General features: G+C 50.4%; 13 protein-coding genes, 1 tRNA gene and 2 rRNA genes (1 of these 16 only partly in view). 10 read left to right on the top strand and 6 right to left on the bottom strand.

What is annotated here, in order from left to right; translation table 11 throughout:
* The 3 genes from HRQ87_RS01695 to HRQ87_RS01685 all read left to right on the top strand — a co-directional run.
* Window positions 1–2,249 (top strand): 23S ribosomal RNA (locus tag HRQ87_RS01695) (it extends 577 nt beyond the left edge of the window).
* Window positions 2,250–2,328: 79 nt separating this feature from the next.
* Window positions 2,329–2,443 (top strand): 5S ribosomal RNA (gene rrf, locus HRQ87_RS01690).
* 74 nt (window positions 2,444–2,517) lie between these two features.
* Window positions 2,518–2,594, top strand: a tRNA-Met gene (locus tag HRQ87_RS01685).
* Window positions 2,595–2,968: 374 nt separating this feature from the next.
* Here the strand turns inward: HRQ87_RS01685 and gyrB are convergent.
* Window positions 2,969–5,386, bottom strand: a complete 2,418-nt coding sequence (gene gyrB / locus HRQ87_RS01680) for a DNA topoisomerase (ATP-hydrolyzing) subunit B (RefSeq protein ID WP_174134614.1) — start codon at window positions 5,384–5,386, stop codon at window positions 2,969–2,971.
* Between the two features lie 600 nt (window positions 5,387–5,986).
* On the opposite strand from gyrB, the gene HRQ87_RS01675 reads away from it, so the two are divergent.
* Both HRQ87_RS01675 and HRQ87_RS01670 read left to right on the top strand, forming a co-directional pair.
* Window positions 5,987–7,216, top strand: coding sequence for an ABC transporter substrate-binding protein (locus HRQ87_RS01675; protein ID WP_246251635.1), 1,230 nt, complete (start codon window positions 5,987–5,989; stop codon window positions 7,214–7,216).
* A gap of 37 nt (window positions 7,217–7,253) precedes the next feature.
* Entirely contained in the window at window positions 7,254–8,801 is a 1,548-nt protein-coding gene (locus HRQ87_RS01670; RefSeq protein ID WP_174134612.1) for a phosphate ABC transporter substrate-binding/OmpA family protein, read from the top strand.
* A gap of 56 nt (window positions 8,802–8,857) precedes the next feature.
* Here HRQ87_RS01670 and HRQ87_RS01665 read toward each other — a convergent pair whose 3' ends face one another.
* The 5 genes from HRQ87_RS01665 to HRQ87_RS01645 form a co-directional block, all read right to left on the bottom strand.
* Entirely contained in the window at window positions 8,858–9,622 is a 765-nt protein-coding gene (locus HRQ87_RS01665) for a citryl-CoA lyase (protein WP_174134611.1), read from the bottom strand.
* Window positions 9,619–10,812, bottom strand: coding sequence for a CaiB/BaiF CoA transferase family protein (locus HRQ87_RS01660; RefSeq protein WP_174134610.1), 1,194 nt, complete (start codon window positions 10,810–10,812; stop codon window positions 9,619–9,621). The genes HRQ87_RS01665 and HRQ87_RS01660 overlap by 4 nt, the downstream gene beginning before the upstream one ends.
* Window positions 10,802–12,319: a tripartite tricarboxylate transporter permease gene (locus HRQ87_RS01655; protein ID WP_174134609.1), complete on the bottom strand. Its 1,518-nt coding sequence runs from the start codon at window positions 12,317–12,319 to the stop codon at window positions 10,802–10,804. Before HRQ87_RS01655 ends, HRQ87_RS01660 begins: the two co-directional genes overlap by 11 nt.
* 14 nt (window positions 12,320–12,333) lie before the next feature.
* The gene (locus HRQ87_RS01650) at window positions 12,334–12,819 is read right to left on the bottom strand and encodes a tripartite tricarboxylate transporter TctB family protein (RefSeq protein ID WP_174134608.1); all 486 of its coding nucleotides are present in this window, start codon (window positions 12,817–12,819) and stop codon (window positions 12,334–12,336) included.
* Between the two features lie 85 nt (window positions 12,820–12,904).
* A complete protein-coding gene (locus tag HRQ87_RS01645; RefSeq protein WP_174134607.1) occupies window positions 12,905–13,891 on the bottom strand; it encodes a tripartite tricarboxylate transporter substrate binding protein in 987 nt (328 codons plus the stop codon).
* Between the two features lie 104 nt (window positions 13,892–13,995).
* On the opposite strand from HRQ87_RS01645, the gene HRQ87_RS01640 reads away from it, so the two are divergent.
* The 5 genes from HRQ87_RS01640 (at window position 13,996) to HRQ87_RS01620 (ending at window position 18,616) form a co-directional block, all read left to right on the top strand.
* Window positions 13,996–14,661, top strand: coding sequence for a response regulator transcription factor (locus HRQ87_RS01640; protein WP_174134606.1), 666 nt, complete (start codon window positions 13,996–13,998; stop codon window positions 14,659–14,661).
* Window positions 14,658–16,022, top strand: coding sequence for a sensor histidine kinase (locus tag HRQ87_RS01635; protein ID WP_174134605.1), 1,365 nt, complete (start codon window positions 14,658–14,660; stop codon window positions 16,020–16,022). The genes HRQ87_RS01640 and HRQ87_RS01635 overlap by 4 nt, the downstream gene beginning before the upstream one ends.
* The gene (locus HRQ87_RS01630) at window positions 15,995–17,023 is read left to right on the top strand and encodes an ABC transporter substrate-binding protein (RefSeq protein WP_174134604.1); all 1,029 of its coding nucleotides are present in this window, start codon (window positions 15,995–15,997) and stop codon (window positions 17,021–17,023) included. Before HRQ87_RS01635 ends, HRQ87_RS01630 begins: the two co-directional genes overlap by 28 nt.
* Before the next feature lie 121 nt (window positions 17,024–17,144).
* Window positions 17,145–17,942, top strand: coding sequence for a tryptophan synthase subunit alpha (trpA, locus tag HRQ87_RS01625; RefSeq protein WP_174134603.1), 798 nt, complete (start codon window positions 17,145–17,147; stop codon window positions 17,940–17,942).
* Window positions 17,939–18,616: a haloacid dehalogenase type II gene (locus HRQ87_RS01620; RefSeq protein ID WP_174134602.1), complete on the top strand. Its 678-nt coding sequence runs from the start codon at window positions 17,939–17,941 to the stop codon at window positions 18,614–18,616. Before trpA ends, HRQ87_RS01620 begins: the two co-directional genes overlap by 4 nt.

Raw genomic sequence — 18,616 nt, 5'->3', positions numbered from 1 at the left:
AGCGTACCTTTTGTATAATGGGTCATCGACTTGGTCTATCTAGCAAGCTTAAGCCGTTAGGTGTAGGCGCAGCGAAAGCGAGTCTTAATAGGGCGCATGAGTTAGATGGATCAGACCCGAAACCGAGTGATCTAGGCATGACCAGGCTGAAGGTAAGGTAACACTTACTGGAGGGCCGAACCCACATCTGTTGAAAAAGATCGGGATGAGTTGTGCCTAGGGGTGAAAGGCCAATCAAACTCGGAGATAGCTGGTTCTCTGCGAAATCTATTTAGGTAGAGCGTCATCCGAATACCCTCGGGGGTAGAGCACTGGATGGGTAATGGGGCCCCACAGGCTTACTGATCCTAACCAAACTCCGAATACCGAGGAGTACTAGATGGCAGACACACAGCGGGTGCTAACGTCCGTTGTGGAGAGGGAAACAACCCTGACCTACAGCTAAGGCCCCTAATTCATGGCTAAGTGGGAAAGCAGGTGGGACGACCAAAACAACCAGGAGGTTGGCTTAGAAGCAGCCATCCTTTAAAGATAGCGTAACAGCTCACTGGTCTAAATAAGTTGTCCTGCGGCGAAGATGTAACGGGGCTCAAGCCATGAGCCGAAGCTTAGGATGCATTTATTGCATGGTAGCAGAGCGTAGTGTGACATAATTCCATGTCTCCTTAACGGGTTCGCCCGTATTGGAGACGCGGAGTTTTCTGTGAAGCCGGCCTGTGAGGGATCCGGTGGAGAGATCACTAGTGAGAATGATGACATGAGTAGCGACAAACAGGGTGAGAGACCCTGTCGCCGAAAGTCCAAGGGTTCCTGCTTAAAGTTAATCTGAGCAGGGTAAGCCGACCCCTAAGGCGAGGCCGAAAGGCGTAGTCGATGGGAACCAGGTTAATATTCCTGGGCCAGAAGGATGTGACGGATCACAGAGATTGTCGGAATCGGAGTAGTTTCCCCGGCAGTTGAGTGGTTCCTGGAAATAGCCCTTCATTAGATCGTACCCTAAACCAACACAGGTGGACCGGTAGAGAATACCAAGGCGCTTGAGAGAACTATGTTGAAGGAACTCGGCAAAATACCTCCGTAAGTTCGCGAGAAGGAGGCCCAGTTTCTACGCAAGTATTGGCTGGGGGCACAAACCAGGGGGTGGCGACTGTTTACTAAAAACACAGGGCTCTGCGAAGTCGCAAGACGACGTATAGGGTCTGACGCCTGCCCGGTGCCTGAAGGTTAAAAGGAGGGGTGAGAGCTCTGAATTGAAGCCCAGGTAAACGGCGGCCGTAACTATAACGGTCCTAAGGTAGCGAAATTCCTTGTCGGGTAAGTTCCGACCTGCACGAATGGCGTAACGACTTCCCCGCTGTCTCCAACATAGACTCAGCGAAATTGAATTACCTGTCAAGATGCAGGTTTCCCGCGGTTAGACGGAAAGACCCCGTGCACCTTTACTACAACTTCACACTGGCATTAGGCCGAACATGTGCAGGATAGGTGGTGGGCTTTGAAGCAGAGACGCTAGTCTTTGTGGAGCCACCCTTGAGATACCACCCTTGTTCTGCTTGATGTCTAACCGCGGTCCGTTATCCGGATCCGGGACCCTGTGTGGTGGGTAGTTTGACTGGGGCGGTCGCCTCCTAAAGCGTAACGGAGGCGCGCGAAGGTTGGCTCAGAGCGGTCGGAAATCGCTCGTTGAGTGCAATGGCAGAAGCCAGCCTGACTGCAAGACTGACAAGTCGAGCAGAGTCGAAAGACGGCCATAGTGATCCGGTGGTCCCGAGTGGAAGGGCCATCGCTCAACGGATAAAAGGTACGCCGGGGATAACAGGCTGATGGTGCCCAAGAGTCCATATCGACGGCACCGTTTGGCACCTCGATGTCGGCTCATCTCATCCTGGGGCTGGAGCAGGTCCCAAGGGTATGGCTGTTCGCCATTTAAAGAGGTACGTGAGCTGGGTTTAGAACGTCGTGAGACAGTTCGGTCCCTATCTGCCGTGGGTGTAGGATACTTGAGAGGAGTTGCCCCTAGTACGAGAGGACCGGGGTGAACGATCCACTGGTGGACCAGTTGTCGACTACGGCAGTGCTGGGTAGCTATGATCGGAAAGGATAACCGCTGAAAGCATCTAAGCGGGAAGCCCCCCTCAAAACAAGGTATCCCTGAGAGCCGAGGTAGACCACCTCGTCGATAGGCCAGAGATGTAAGTGCAGTAATGCATTCAGTTGACTGGTACTAATTGCTCGATAGGCTTGATTTGATCCAGTAGAAGCAAGGCTTCGGATTAAAAGCATACACACTACATTGGACTTGACTTGGATTTTGAGTTTCTTTCTCGGTTTGGTGGTCATAGCGCAAGTGAAACACCCGATCCCATCCCGAACTCGGCAGTTAAGCACTGTTGCGCCGATGGTACTGCGTCTTAAGGCGTGGGAGAGTAGGTCACTGCCAAACCTAGTAAGAAACTCAAATGTATCTCTCTTTATGATGCTCCCTAATCAAACTAAGGACTAGGGAAGCGCATTTGGCGCGGGATGGAGCAGCCCGGTAGCTCGTCAGGCTCATAACCTGAAGGTCGTAGGTTCAAATCCTACTCCCGCAACCAAAATTAACAAGCAATTACAACATGTTATTAACCACCTCAGGGTGGGTTTTTGCATTGGTAGAACAGCGTTGTAAGCACTGTGGAAGCAAACAATGTGAATTCGCAGGTGCGGCAACGGCGCAACGCGCAAGCTTCCGCACAAACCGTGCGATGCAGCCCATAATATCCCTCCAAACCAAAATACCGCTCCCAGTAATCCTCGGGCGAAATCCCTTTAGATTCCCAACTGTTCAAATCCCGTAAGATACTCGCCGGTGTCGGGATTATCGAAGGGTGTAAGCCCAGTTTGCCAGCGACGTTAATAGAACCAAGTAAGGCCTTCTTTCAGATTAGAAAGCACTTGTAACGAAAGAAAAACTTACTTGGGACTAAAATCAGAAGTCTAGGTTTTCAACGTTCAACGCATTGGTTTGGATGAATTCACGGCGAGGTTCGACAACGTCGCCCATCAGTTTGGTAAACAGATCATCCGCTTCGGCCACATCATCAACCCGAACTTGTAGGAATGTACGAGCTTCTGGATCCAGCGTTGTTTCCCAAAGCTGTTCTGGGTTCATTTCGCCCAGACCTTTATAGCGCTGCAGGCTCAAGCCTTTTTCGCCTTCAGTCAATATGGCGTTCAGCAAGTCCATTGGCCCAAAAACATCGCTCATGCGATCTTTGCGAACAAGTTTTGCAGGTTTGGCATAAACTTCTTGCAAGACATCGGTCAAACCACCAAGACGCCGTGCTTCGCCTGACCGCAAGGCTGGACCATCCAGTGTGCGGACTTCCTCCACCCCCCTTAGGCTGCGGGTAAAGCGCAATCCTTTATCCTGCGTGGGACGCCCCTGCCAACCACGTTCATATTCAAAAGCGATCAGATCAAGACGGCTTGCCACGGCATCCGCCACCCCTTGCAAATCTGCATCAAGCTGACCTTCCAAAAACGCACCTGCAATAGCAGATTGTTCCAGAATATGTGTTGGGTAAAGCGTTGGAAATGCACCTAAAACCCGTTTGGCTTGACGTGCTTGTTCAACAACACGCAACAAATCCTGCCCTATAATTTCTTCGCCACTGCCAAGGCGTAAAATCGCGCCATCGATGCCCTGTTGGATTAGGTAATCGTCCAAGGCCCCTTGGTCTTTCAGGTAAACTTCGGATTTGCCGCGGCTGACTTTGAACAAAGGCGGTTGGGCGATATAAAGATATCCACCTTCGATCAATTCGGGCATTTGACGGAAGAAGAAAGTTAACAGAAGCGTCCGAATATGTGCGCCGTCGACGTCAGCGTCGGTCATGATGACAATCTTATGGTAACGTAGCTTTTTAATGTCGAATTCATCGCGTCCGATACCGGTGCCCAGGGCCATCACAAGGTTACCGATTTCCTGGCTGCTGAGCATTCGATCAAAGCGCGCGCGTTCGACGTTTAGGATTTTACCGCGCAAGGGCAGAACAGCCTGAGTCCGGCGGTCACGGCCCGTTTGGGCCGATCCACCAGCACTGTCACCCTCGACCAGAAAAAGTTCCGTCTTTGCGGGATCTTTTTCCGAACAGTCTTTCAACTTACCAGCTAAAAAGTTTACATCCAAAGCCGTTTTGCGGCGTGTCAATTCACGGGCTTTCCGGGCGGCTTCACGCGCCAAAGCTGCTTCAACGATCTTGCTGACAATCATTTTGGCTTCGTTTGGGTTTTCTTCAAACCACTCGGCCAGTTTTTCGTTCATCAGGCCCTCGACCGCCGGTCGCACCTCAGAACTGACAAGCTTATCTTTGGTTTGGCTTGAGAATTTTGGGTCTGGTACTTTAACTGATAATACACATGTCAGACCTTCGCGGGCATCATCGCCTGTGAAATTAATTTTTTCCTTTTTCGCAATGCCACTGGACTGTGCATAATTGTTGATAGTCCGTGTCAACGCGCCGCGAAAGCCCGCCATATGGCTGCCACCATCGCGCTGCGGAATGTTGTTGGTGAATGGCAGGACCATTTCATTATAGCTGTCGTTCCACCACATCGCGACCTCGATCCCGATGTCGTCTTTTTCACCTTTGATAAAGATTGGTTCCGGTATCATCGAAGACTTGGACCGATCCAGATATTTAACGAATTCCTTTACGCCGCCCTCATAAAAAAGTTCGGTTCGCAAAGGTTCGGTTGGGCGTTCGTCTACCAAGATAATTCGCACGCCAGAATTCAGGAAGGCCAGCTCGCGTAAGCGTTTTTCCAATGTCTCAAAACTATATTCGAGATTTGAGAAAGTGTCGGTTGAGGCTAAAAAGCGGACTTCAGTTCCCTTGCGGCCATTGGCGTCACCCACGACCCGTAGATGTTCGGTCGTGTCGCCATGCTCAAACTTTGCGTAATGTTCCTTGCCATCGCGCCAGATACGCAATTCAAGCCAAACGGACAATGCGTTCACCACGGAAACACCCACGCCGTGCAAACCGCCCGAAACTTTATAGGAATTGCTGTCGAACTTACCGCCAGCATGTAGTTGGGTCATGATGACCTCGGCTGCGGATACGCCTTCTTCATCGTGCACGCCCACGGGGATGCCACGACCATTATCACTGACGGATACACTGGAATCGGCATGAATGGTCACACTCACAGCATCTGCATGACCGGCCAAAGCCTCATCTATACCATTATCGACGACCTCATAGACCATATGGTGCAGGCCGCTTCCGTCATCTGTGTCGCCAATATACATTCCTGGACGCTTGCGTACAGCTTCTAATCCCCTGAGAACCTTGATGGAATCGGCGCCATATTCTTCCGGGATCTGCTCGTTATCGGCCATTCAGCTCTTCCTTCGTATTTTTGCCATTTTATACGAGGTTTGGTGGGGCTTGTCACGCGAATGCACTAGATTTTGTGAAATGAAGTATCTAGATTTCTAGCAAGTAAAATAACTGCGTGTAAGCACTGTAAATCTGGTCAAGTAAGACACTTACATCGACCTGCGCCGAAATGCTTTGCTTTGTAGGAAATGAGAAAATGGCCGTATTTCAAACGCTATGAATTAGCTATGATTAGCAGTCCATATTTAAAACACGTTAAAAAAAACGATTGATTTGGCACATATCTGATATCATTTGCCGCATAGTTGCCTTATTTCAAATCTATCAGACTTTAATATTAGTCAATAAAACATAGGGTATTTGTATCTTAATATGATTCAATAAGAAAAAAATGAAGGCATAGTTTCCTCATTTTGGCTAATAAAATGTCTAAAACATCGTTACTAGTCCATTATTAATGATAATTGGCTGGTGCTGTTAAAAGCCGGCTTGGAACGGTAAATGCCATCCGTGGCGGAAAAGAAGGTATTGAAATGCGTAGGATATGCTGGCGTTTGGCCGCTTTGTGCTTAGGTCTGGTGATGTCAGGGTCTGTTGTGATGGCAGATCTAGTGATTCCATCTTTGACATACAGAACGGGTCCCTATGGGGGCAGTGGTGTTCCTTATTCGGACGGATTTACCGATTATCTGACGCTGCTGAATGAACGCGATGGCGGTATCAACGGTCAGCGCATCGAAGTTGTAGAATGCGAATACGGCTATAACACTGACAAGGGTCTTGAGTGCTTTGAGGAAACATATGCCAAAGGCGCACTTGTTTATCACCCAATGTCGACGGGTTTGACATATAAGTTGATCCCAATTGTCCACGAACGCGGCGTACCGCTGCATACGATGGGATATGGCCTGACTGCAGCTGCCGATGGTGGCATGTTCCCGTACACATTTAACTTTCCGGCGCATTACTGGCATGCAGCATCCGCACAAATCCGTCATCTGAAAGAGATTTCAGGGGGATCACTGCAGGGTAAAAAGATTGTCCACATGTACCACAATTCGGGTTACGGCAAAGAACCCATCCCGACACTGGAAAAACTTGCCCTGCGCGAAGGGTTTGAACTGAAATTGGCACCGATCGATCACCCTGGCGAAAATCAGGATGCCGCTTGGGAAGAAATGAAGGCGTATCAGCCAGATTTCATTCTTCTGTGGGGCTGGGGTATCATGAATGAAGTCGCTTTGAAAAAAGCAGTCAACATGGGTATGCCACTGGATCGTGTTATTGGTGTTTGGTGGTCTGCAAACGAAAGCGACATCAAGCCGCTGCGCCAATATGGCGAAGGTTATAAGGCAGTTACATTCCACGCTGTCGGAACAAGCTTTAAAATTTTCAACGATATGAACATGCTGGTGTATCAAACTGGCAAAGCGCGCGGCGATCTTAATAATATCGGCGATGTTCTTTACAACCGGGGTGTTATGGCGGCGATGTTTGCCACAGAAGCAATTCGTCTTGCTATGGAAATTCACGATACAACGGATGTAACCCGCTCGATGGTTCGGGATGGATTTGAACAGTTGAAAATGGACGAAGCCAAATTCGAAGAATTGGGCATGGAAGGATTTATTCCTGGCGTCGAAATCAGCTGTGCCAACCATGCTGGCGAAGGGCTTGTTTCAGTAAAACAATGGGATTCATTCACTAGACGTTGGGTTCAATTGACAGACTACTATCAGCCTGATGCTGCACTTATTGATCCACAGGTCGCCGCGGCGTCTGAGGCATTTGCATCATCAGTTGGTATGAATCGTAAAGGGTGTTCGTAACTCGCAAAAGCGAAAACGAAGAATGAGGGATTTGGCAATGAATAAGAAAACGACTTTGGCTTCAGCTTTGGCCTTATGTCTGACAACCATACCGGCTTTTGCTGAAAAGGTTACGCTGACGTCGATTGATGAATCGATTTCGGTCACAGGCGAATTAATCAACTTTGATGGTGATCGTTATGTCATCCGTACTGTTTTGGGCGAAATTACACTTTTGACGTCACAGGTGAACTGTTTTGGCGAAGGGTGTCCAGCTGCAAGTTTTGATGAGCCACTACAAGTTGCTGCATCGCCTTTGCTGAAGGATCGTTTGCTGCCTGCATTAATGGACGGTTTTGGGAAAACTATCGGTGCAAATGAAACATCTGAGTCAAGAAGTGGCAGTCAGACTGTGTTGAAAATGTCTGACAGCAGCGGATCAGACGTTGCAGAAGTTGTGGCGCGCACGTCGGATTCTGCATCTGCACTGAACGCGGTTGCCCGTGGGCAGGCCGATGTAGCGTTGACATATCGCCAGGCGCAGCCGGGTGAAGCGCAAGCATTGGGTGGTGGTAGTCAGGAAAGCATTCTTGCATTGGACGGCATCATTATTGTGACCTCGTCGCAAAACCCGGTACGGTCCATCAGCGAAGAAGATATTCCTGATGTGTTCTCGGGCCGTATTACAAACTGGTCGCAGCTTGGCGGATCTGATGCGCCGATCACGCTTTATGCCATTGAAGAAAGTGCAGGCATTTCGACCGTATTCAATGACTTGGTAATGCAGCCGTCCCAAGCCAGATTTGCACCCTCTGTGCAAGTTCTAGACAGCAATGAGGCTGTTGCCGAAGCGGTTTCGCAAGACCCGTTTGGCATTGGGTTTACCAGCTTTTCGTCAGTTGGTGATACAAAACCTTTGGCTATTCGCGGAACATGCGGCATTCAAACCGTTCCAAATGCGTTTACCATTAAAACCGAAGAATATCCGCTGACACGCCGTCTTTACATGTATAAAAACGGCAGAAACCCATCGTCTTTTGCAAATAGTTTCGCAACATTTGCCAGCACCCAAGCTGCGCAGGATGCGATTGCCGAGGCGGGTTTTGTGGACCAGGGCGTGTCGTCATTGACTATCAATAACCAAGGTCTGCGGTTTGTTGCATCGGTTCTACCATCCGAAGCCGAAGTGACAGTGGATCAGGTGCGCGGTATGATGCGCGATCTGGTGTCGGCTGATCGTTTGTCCCTGACGTTTCGTTTCGAACAAGGTTCGTCACGGTTGGATACACGGGCCGAAGGCGACATCGTCAGATTGGCGCAGATGATCGAAAATGGTGAGTTTGACAACAAAGAGCTGTTGATCATCGGCTTTACAGACTCAATCGGTCTGGCAAACCTGAACGAAGAGCTAAGCGCGCAACGTGCATCATCTGTTCGCGACTCTCTTCTGGCGGCTCTGTCAAATGATAGCCGTCAAAACGTCAGAACATCGGTTCTTGGTTACGGTGAAATGTCACCGCTTGGCTGTAACGACACATTCTTTGGTCGTTTGATCAACCGTCGGGTCGAAGTATGGACGCGCGATGTTGTGACATCCCCGTTCTAAAACGTATAGCTTATAAATGAAAAAGCCCGGTGATCATTTCGCCGGGCTTTTTTTGTTCAGGGTCTGTATGTCCAGCGATAGTCCGGGGGCGTTGGCCCTTTGTTTCGTCCGCCTTGCTGTTTTTGCTCCCAGGCGTGGGCCAGAATGCCGACAGATCGTGACAGGCAAAAAAGACCGCGCGCCAATGGCGCCTCAAAACCCAATTCGGCAAAAATAACAGCAGTCGCGCCGTCGATATTCATCGGTAAAGGTGTGCTGCGCGTTTCTGCCAGATGGTTTTCGACCCAAGTTGCAATGTCAGAAAAAACACCTGTCACCACGCCATTAGCGGCACTTTCGGCAACCAGTTGCAGCAATCGGGGCGCACGTGGATCAACGGGTTTATGAAAGCGGTGCCCAAATCCAGGTAAAATGGGGCCGTGTTGATCAATCCAGCTTTGCAAAGCCGTTTTACGATCCTGACCTGCATCACGCAGATGATGATACATCAGAACCGCCTGTTCACCCGCGCCACCATGGATATCGCCCAACATGTTCACAGCACTTGCCATTGCTGACTGCAGCCCAACGCCACAGGTGATGGCCATCCGTGCTGTTGCAATGGATGGCGCTTGCGGGCCATGATCGACGCCTGCAACCAATGCGGCTTCCATCAATCGCGCTTGATCTGTGGTTGGCATATCACCTCGCAACATCAACCAGATCATCTGACAAAAGCTTAGGTTACCGATCAGATCCTGAATGGCGTGGCCGCGGATATCAATGCGCCCTGGCTCCATATCAATGATCGATGTTTCCCACCAATCGGATACGTCGCTCATATGACCCCTCGTTTTTTCAGATCATCAATGTCTGTGGCGGACAGGCCCAGATTTTGATAGATTTCCATATTATGCTGCCCCAGTTCCGGTGGTGCGATTATGGGCTGTGGTCTGGCCCCATTCATCATCACGGGCGATCCTACAACGCTAAGCGGTTCGTCCAAACAGTACAGATTATCTGAAATTAACGACCGCCCGGTTATCTGATCCGACGATAAAACCTGATCAACACCCATGACAGAACCCGCAGGTACACCAATTTCAGACAGCCCTTTCAGCCAGTGGGCAGCGGTCTGGGTCAAAAGGGTTTTCTCAATCTCGGTTCTTAAGGTCAACCGGTTCGCCTTGCGATCTTCGCGGCTCAAAAACCGGGGGTCGGTCAGCAAGTCGGTGCGGTCGATGTGGTTTGCCAATGCTTCCCACTGTTCTTGTTTATTTGCAGCGATATTGATCATGCCGTCTTGTACACGAAAGGTGCCCGAAGGCGCCGAGGTTGTGTTTTCATTTCCATGTCGCGCCGGGGCGACCCCGCCCATTAGATAGTTTGACACCACCCAGCCCATGGTTGAAATCACAGCATCAGTCATTGAGATGTCAATATTTCGACCACGCGGGCGTTCGTTTAAAGCGGCCGATATTGCAAAAGCGGCTGTCATGCCGCCAATTGTATCCGCGATGGGATAACCGACCCGGGTTGGGTCATCATCAGCGTTGCCCGTGATTGACATAACACCGGAGATACCCTGGACAATTTGATCATAAGCCGGATTGTCTTTCCATGGTCCATCCTGACCAAATCCTGAAATTGCGCAGTATATCAGATCAGGCTGGGTCTTTTTAAGCACATCATATCCCAGACCAAGACGGCCCATCACGTCTGGGCGATAGTTTTCGACAACTACGTCAGCTGTCGCAACCAGTTTCAGAAACAACGCGCGGCCGTCATCGGTTTTCAGGTTCAGCGTGATGGATTTTTTCTGTGCATTTTGCGCCAGAAATGAAAGACCCATGTTTGTTTGGTTTCTGCCCGGATCCGCCCCCAACTGCCGTGCCAAATCGCCCTGTCCGGGGCGTTCGACTTTGGTCACGTCAGCCCCCATCAAGGCCAGTTGATAGCAGCAGTAAGGGCCCGCCAAGACATTCGTCAGATCAAGAATGCGGACCCCCGATAATGGACCATCAATCCCCATCAGCCACACCCTGCTGACGCAGGCGCGCGCGACGTGCCCGGTAGCTGGGCAATACGACAAGTGACGCGGCAATAACCAAAAGACCCATTGTCATGGGGCGTTGAAGAATGAAATCCAGACCGCCGTAAAGATCCATGGACCGGGTAAAATTATCTTCCAGCATTGATCCAAGAATGAAGCCGATCAGTAAGGGCGCAAGTGGATAATCGGCAAACCGCAGGATCGTCGCGCAGATGCCAAAGCCAACAAGGATCAGCAATTCTGTCGAATTATTCTGACCGATATAGGCACCCATCAATGTGAAAAACAGAATGAACGGGATTAGGAACGTGCGTGGCACAGTTAGAATCTTAGCGATATAGGGGATCAACGGCAGGTTCAGGATCAGCAAGATCACATTGCCAAGATACATTGATATGATCACGGCCCAAAAGATTTCAGGCTGATCCACCATCAGACGCGGTCCGGGTGACACGTTCAACGCAATCAATGCGCCAAGCAGAATTGCTGTGGTGCCAGACCCGGGGATGCCAAGGGTTAAAAGTGGTACAAAAGATCCTGTGCAGGCAGCGTTATTCGCAGCCTCGGGTGCGGCCAGACCTTTGACAGAGCCTTTGCCAAATTCAGCTTGCTCTTCTTTCGATGCGATATTGCGTTCGACGGCGTACCCAAGAAATGATGCAATCGTTGCACCGGCCCCTGGCAGAACACCAATCAGAAATCCCTGGATAGACTGACGCCCGATCACAGGGGCAATTCTTTTTGCTTCGTTCTTGGTGATGCGCAGATCTTTGATCTCGCCACTGGCGCCTTCGGTTTTTGATCTGTTGGGATCAAGGATCAGGTAAAGGGCTTCGGGTAATGCAAACATGGCCATGGCCAAAGTGATAAAACCAAACCCGGACTGCAAATCGGAAATACCCATCGTGAAGCGTGGTGCGTTGAATAATGCGCCTTCCCCGACGGTTGCCATGATCAACCCAAGCAGTGTCATCAAAAGCGCCTTGCCCACCTGCCCCGATCCGGCAAAGGCTGCGATGGCAGACAGCCCCACGACCATGAGCGCGAAATATTCCGCTGAATGGAACAGCAGTGCCACACTTGCCAACGCAGGTGCGAAGATCATCAGCAGGATGGCCCCGATCGTTCCGCCGCAGAAGCTGGCAATCGCCGCAACGGTCAGCGCCTTGCCTGCTTTGCCTGCGCGCGTCATCGGATACCCGTCAAAGCTGGTCGCTACGGTCGATGCGACACCGGGGGCATTGATCAGAATAGAGGACGTCGACCCACCGAAAACCGCACCGTAGTAAACGCCTGCCAAAAGGATCAGCGCAGTGGATGGATCACCGATAGAAATGGCAACCGGGATCATGATTGCGATGATTGACATCGGTCCTAATCCGGGCAACATCCCAATAAATGTGCCGATCAGACATCCGCCGATCACCATTAAAATATTCGTAACTGAAAAGGCCGTGCTGAGACCGGTCAGAATTCCATCAAGCATGTCTTAGCCCCCCATTATCCAAGAAAGAAAGGCCAAGGGCGTAGGAATATTCCCAGAACCTCTTGCACCAGATACCAGATGCCACCTGCCGCCACGACGGCAACTGGCACCAAAATAAAAAACCTACGTTCGCCCAGAATAAAGGCGCCGATGACTAAAAAGCTGACTGTCGAGACCAGAAAACCCGCAGGTCGCAAAAACAGCGCATAGGCAATCATCAACCCAAGTATAATAGCGGCCTGACCGATCTTGTAATCCTGTAGGCGCCGATAATTGATGTCACCTTCTTTGGGCCCGCCAATGGATTTTTCGAACCCCAACAAAATGGACAACGCGGCAATGATTGACAGAACGGCCAACACTTTGGGAAAGGTTGATGGCCAGATGGGGCGGCGTTGCATGAAGGGTGCCAGATTTGCATCCATCGTGAAAAAGGCAGTATAGCCATAAGTTAAGCAGATCATCAGTATGATCAAAGCGATCCAACGGTCTAACGCCATCGCCAATCCTCCCCTTATTGTGGTGTCCTTGGGTTCTTTGACCCAATGGAAAAGGGCCCGGCTTTTCACCGGACCCGGTCTTATATCAAAGGAAGCCCAGTTCGCGCATCAGATCACCGATGATCTGTTCCTGTTCTTCAAGAAACACGCGAAAGTCGTCGCCAGAGTTGTGGATGTTGACCCATCCATTACGAGCACGAACCTCTTCCCACTCGGGCGTGTCGTACATCTTGGTAATCGCATCCTGATACATCGCCAGCTTATCTTCGGGCAAACCAGGAACGGCGAAGAAGCCGCGCCAGTTGACAAATGTCATGTCGATACCCTGTTCTTTCATGGTTTGCGCGCTGTCATATGTCGAAATGCGTTCATCAGCAGTAACGCCGATGATTTTGACTTCGCCCGCATTTGCCAGATCGATGGCTTCGGAAAAGCCGGTGGACAGCGCAACAATTTCGCCTGAAAGCAATGCGGCCATCGCTTTGCCGCCCGCATCATAGGCGATGTATTTCACCTCATTTGGATCTTCGCCTGCGGCTTTCATGATCATGGCGGCAACCAAATGATCCATTCCGCCTGGAACAGATCCGCCACCAATAGCCGTGCTGCCGGGGTTTTCACGATATGTTGCCAGCAGATCATCCATCGAATTGATCGGGCTGTCTTTACCAACGACAATCGTGGCATAATCGCCAATTGTTCCGGCGACCAATGTCAGATCACTGAAATTATAGGGAAAAACGCCTGTCAAAGATCGGATCACAATAGGGGTAGAGTTTACCATTAACGTATCGTGTTGGCTGTTGGCGTTTTCAATCATATAGCCGATCGCTTTGCCGCCGCCGCCGCCGGACATATTTTCATAAGATGCCGATCCAATCAGGCCAGATGCTGTCAGAGCCTCGCCTGTTCCGCGCGCTGTTCCGTCCCATCCGCCACCGGCGCCGCCTGGTACAAGAAAGTGGATGCTGTCTAAAACCTGATGCCCCCCGGCCAATACAGGTGTTGCGAAACTAAATGCGGCCGCAGCAGCAACCATCATGACCCTGCGGGTCAATGTCGAACTTTTCATTTTTTCCTCCCGGTTGACAAAGGCGAACGTTGCCGCCCATGCCTTATGCAAACATGCTTTCCTGACACAAACCTGTCATGAAGATCCAAAATCAAGGACGAACAATGCGTTTTTTGCTGGTCGAAGATAATGAAAAACTGGCCCAAGCCATCCAGGATCGGATGGAACTTGACGGCCATGTCATTGACCACGCTGCCACCCTGAATAGCGCCGAGGAATTTATACTGTCTGCACAGTATGATCTTGTTTTACTTGATATAATGCTGCCGGACGGTGATGGGCGATCCTTTCTGAGTTTTCTGCGCAAATCGCAGAAAGACACGCCCGTTATTGCAGTGACAGCCCGGTCACAGGTATCGGACCGTGTCGGTATTCTGGATCTAGGTGCGGATGACTATATTTCAAAACCCTTCGATTTTTCCGAGCTTGAGGCGCGATGCCGCGCTGTATTACGGCGCAGGAACGGCGCGGCCAGCAATACCCAAAAAATCGGAACGATCGAATTTAACCGTCTTGCTGGAACAGTTTCGCTGAATGGTGTTGATACTGCACTGCGTAATAAAGAACTGCGCCTGTTTGAAATTCTGGCAGATCATCCGAATATTATTTTTTCAAAATCCAAACTGGTTGATCGGCTGTTTTCCTATGACGAAGATGTCTCGGAAAATGCGATTGAGGTCTATATCGGTCGTTTGCGCAAGCATTTGTCCGGCTCAAACGTGGTGATCACGACGATCCGCGGTATGGGCTATCGGCTAAGTGTCGAATGACATCGCCTGCATCTCTGCGCCGCAGGTTGGCCACGCAGCTGATCGGCAGTGCCGCTATTCTAGCGGCGGTATTGATTTTGTTGTTTTTATCTTTTTCACGGCAAATCGCGCAGAATTCACAAGATAATATCCTGCTGGCGTCAGCGACGTCTATTCTGGAAAACATATCTGTACGTAACGATGAAATTGTCGTCGATATTCCCTATTCTGCGTTTTCCATGCTGGGCAGCGTTTCAAACGACCGTGTATTTTACCGCATTGATAATGATGATGAATTACTGACGGGCTATAGCGATTTGCCGCGTCCGGATATTCAAGCGGCGACAAATGCTTTTGCAACTCGCAGTTATCTTGACGCAGATATTCGTACAGTGTCCGCGTTAAAGGTGATCGCGGTCAATCAGCGGATTGAAACCGTGATTGTGACGATCGCGCAGACACAAGAAGGTCTGACAGATCAACTGAATGCCTTGTTCAAACAGGCGCTGGGTATTGGTGTTGGGTTCTTTATAATCTCCTCTATTTTGGCAATCATTGCAGTCAATCGTGTGTTTCGCCCGCTGCAGGATCTGGCCACATCGGTGTCTGGCAGGGGTCCAAACGATCTGGAACCGTTTAATACGGCGGTTCCCGACGAAATGGTCCCGCTTGTTCATGCGTTAAACAGTTTTACAGGGCGGCTTGATCGGTCATTGTCGCGATCTGAGGATTTTATAACCGAAGCGGCCCACCGGGTTCGGACCCCTTTGGCAACAGTTCGTACGCAGGCCGAAGTTTTCCTGCGCCGTGTCAGACAGGACAACAACCGTACCACACTAAAGGACATGATCCGGGCCATTGATGAAAGTTCACGTGCGGCAGGTCAGTTGATTGATCAGGCGATGGTCAATCTTCGTACCGACGTCCTTGACCGCAAAGAGGTGAATTTGGGCGAATGTATCGTCGATGCTGTCCAGCGTCTTCAACCCATCGCGAGCTTGCGTGATATTGATTTAAAGCTGGCGCCAATGGATGTGCATTTTGCACACATCGACCCGATCTTAATCCAGAATGCGATTACAAATATCGTGGATAACGCCATTAAATACAGCCCACCCGAAACAGAGATTTCCGTACAGATCATATCTGAAAGCGATAAGATCATAATACGTATTCTGGATCAGGGACCGGGATTTTGTCAGGATGATCCACGCACATTATTGGGACGCTTTGTGCGGGGACAATCGTCAACCGATAAGATCGGATCGGGTCTGGGGCTGACAATCGCAAATGACGTCTTTATCGCGCATGGCGGCGGGTTAAGATTATACAATCGACAAGAAGGAACAGGCGCATGTGTCGAAGCATTCTTGCCGCGATAATTCTGGCGTTGGCGTCGCCCTTACCCGCATTTCAGATCCAAGAGGAAACTGTTTTTGAAGTGGATAAGAAAGCAGGTGCCTTAAGGATCATTTCAACCGCTGATATTGATCTTTTTGCCCCGATCATAAAGTCGTTCCAAGTCCAAAACCCTATGATCGAAGTGCATTATATCGGCGTTACCAGTACCGAAATTATGACTGCGATTACCCAGGAAAATGAAGCATTTGACGTTGTAATTTCATCGGCGATGGACCTGCAGATAAAGTTGGCAAATGATGGTTATGCCGCCCCGCATTTTTCAGCTGCAAGTGACCGCGTGCCCGGTTGGGGCAAGTGGCGTGACAGCGTTTTTGCATTTACCCAGGAACACGCCGCAATCGTTCTGTCGCTGGACGCATTCCAAGGACTTGATTTGCCCAAAACACGCCAGGCCCTGATTACCATATTGCGCGAAAACCCTGATCGTTTTCGTAACCGCGTCGGAACGTATGATATTCGTGAAAGTGGTTTGGGCTATCTGTTTGCCACTCAAGATGCGCGCACGTCCGAAGTATTTTGGCGCCTGTCCGAAGTGTTTGGACAGGTCGGCACGCAGCTTTATTGCTGTTCGTCAGAAATGATTGATGATGTCAGCGCTGGTGATATCGCTGTGGCCTATAACGTACTGGGCAGTTATGCCACCGCCCGCGCAGATATTGCCGACAAAATACACATCATTCAGCCCGAAGATTTCACGACTCTGATGATGCGGTCTGCCCTTTTGCCTGTAAATGCACCCAATACTGAAGGGGCCGGGCTATTTATGGATCATCTTCTTACGTTGGCCTGGTCGGCACCGCGGTCTGCTGATTTTCCCTTTCCGAATGGTACAACAGATGAAACCGCCAATAGCGCCAAATTGCGGCCCATTCGAATGGGGCCAGGCTTGCTTGTGTTTTTGGATCGCTTCAAACGGGATCAATTTCTGAATGCATGGGAGGCCACGATTTTGCAGAATTAGCGGTAAGAAATCCTGATTTTCAAACCTTCCCAGTGGACATTGTCCGGCGGAACGCTTTTAAAGGCTGGCAGGATTTTCCTTACACATCCTGAACCACGACAACGATTGCATAAGGTCCCTCATGACACGTATCGATGCTAAATTCGCTGATTTGAAAGCCGCCGGCCAAAAGGCCTTTGTCGCCTATGTAATGGCGGGTGATCCGGATTTTGATACGTCTGTTCAGATCGTCAAAGGGCTGCCCGCTGCGGGTGTGGATATCATCGAACTGGGATTGCCGTTCACGGATCCGATGGCCGATGGTACGACTGTTCAATTGGCTGGACAGCGCGCGCTGGAGCGTGGAATGACCCTTGACCAGACACTGCAAATCGTTCGTGAGTTGCGCAAAGACGATACAACAACGCCGGTTGTGATGATGGGCTATTATAACCCGATTTACAGTCGCGGCGTGGATCGTTTTCTGCAAGAGGCGAAAGAGGCGGGGATCGACGGGCTAATTATCGTTGATCTGCCCCCTGAAGAGGATGATGAACTGTGCATACCCGCCCAAAACGCTGGGCTAAACTTCATCCGTCTTGCTACGCCAACAACAGATGACAAGCGATTGCCGAAGGTGATGCAGAATACATCGGGTTTTGTTTACTATGTTTCGATCACCGGTATCACCGGATCAGCCGAGGCACAGGCCGATGATGTTGCTCCTGACGTGGCTCGTATCAAAGCCGTGACAGATTTGCCAGTGATTGTCGGGTTCGGGGTCAAAACGCCAGCATCCGCACAATCCATCGCAAGCGTGGCTGATGGTGTGGTGGTAGGATCTGCAATTGTCGCGCAGATCGAGGCAGGGAAACCTGTGGATGAGGTTCTGCAATTCGTGAAATCCCTTGCAGATGGGGCCCATAAGGCGGGCGAATGATCCCGAAAGCCCTGATATTCGACGTCTTTGGCACATGTGTTGATTGGCGCAGCTCTGTCGCGGGTCTCGTTGAAAAACATCTTCCAACCTGTGATGGATTTGCGTTTGCCGATGCTTGGCGTGGTGAATATCAACCAGCGATGAAACGCATCCGTGATGGTGGACGCGGCTATGTGGCTTTGGATGATCTGCATCTGGAAAATCTGGACCGTGTCCTGCGCCACTTTGATATCCAGGTTGACGACCGCCCTGCGCTGAACACAGCTTGGGAAAAACTGGATCCATGGCCTGACGTTGTGCCTGGCCTGATGGCGATCAAAGACAAAGCAATTATTGCGCCTTGTTCAAATGGATCAATCGCGCTGATGACCCGTCTTGCACGGTATGCGAAATTGCCGTGGGATTGTATTCTGGGGGCAGAGATTGCGCAGGATTACAAACCCAAACCTGCTGTCTATTTGGCCTCATGCGCTGCTTTGCGGCTTGAACCGGCGCAAGTGATGATGGTTGCAGCCCATAATGACGATCTTCATGCGGCGCGGGCGGCTGGATTAATGACCGCGTTTGTTGCACGACCCAAAGAACATGGACCGGATCAAACAACTGATCTGACACCTGATGCCAATTGGGATATTGTTGCACAGGATTTTCTGGATCTGGCCGCGCAAATTTAA

This window comes from Parasulfitobacter algicola (assembly GCF_013315265.1).
Lineage (GTDB): Bacteria > Pseudomonadota > Alphaproteobacteria > Rhodobacterales > Rhodobacteraceae > Parasulfitobacter > Parasulfitobacter algicola.
The sequence above is the reverse complement of the archived record's forward strand: the minus strand, read 5'-3'. Positions and strand labels throughout refer to the sequence as shown.

Coding starts and splice junctions, on each gene's coding strand:
- gyrB (WP_174134614.1), bottom strand. CDS start 5,386: ATGGCCGATAACGAGCAGATCCCGGAAGAATATGGCGCCGATTCCATC.
- HRQ87_RS01675 (WP_246251635.1), top strand. CDS start 5,987: ATGGCAGATCTAGTGATTCCATCTTTGACATACAGAACGGGTCCCTAT.
- HRQ87_RS01670 (WP_174134612.1), top strand. CDS start 7,254: ATGAATAAGAAAACGACTTTGGCTTCAGCTTTGGCCTTATGTCTGACA.
- HRQ87_RS01665 (WP_174134611.1), bottom strand. CDS start 9,622: ATGAGCGACGTATCCGATTGGTGGGAAACATCGATCATTGATATGGAG.
- HRQ87_RS01660 (WP_174134610.1), bottom strand. CDS start 10,812: ATGGGGATTGATGGTCCATTATCGGGGGTCCGCATTCTTGATCTGACG.
- HRQ87_RS01655 (WP_174134609.1), bottom strand. CDS start 12,319: ATGCTTGATGGAATTCTGACCGGTCTCAGCACGGCCTTTTCAGTTACG.
- HRQ87_RS01650 (WP_174134608.1), bottom strand. CDS start 12,819: ATGGCGTTAGACCGTTGGATCGCTTTGATCATACTGATGATCTGCTTA.
- HRQ87_RS01645 (WP_174134607.1), bottom strand. CDS start 13,891: ATGAAAAGTTCGACATTGACCCGCAGGGTCATGATGGTTGCTGCTGCG.
- HRQ87_RS01640 (WP_174134606.1), top strand. CDS start 13,996: ATGCGTTTTTTGCTGGTCGAAGATAATGAAAAACTGGCCCAAGCCATC.
- HRQ87_RS01635 (WP_174134605.1), top strand. CDS start 14,658: ATGACATCGCCTGCATCTCTGCGCCGCAGGTTGGCCACGCAGCTGATC.
- HRQ87_RS01630 (WP_174134604.1), top strand. CDS start 15,995: ATGTGTCGAAGCATTCTTGCCGCGATAATTCTGGCGTTGGCGTCGCCC.
- trpA (WP_174134603.1), top strand. CDS start 17,145: ATGACACGTATCGATGCTAAATTCGCTGATTTGAAAGCCGCCGGCCAA.
- HRQ87_RS01620 (WP_174134602.1), top strand. CDS start 17,939: ATGATCCCGAAAGCCCTGATATTCGACGTCTTTGGCACATGTGTTGAT.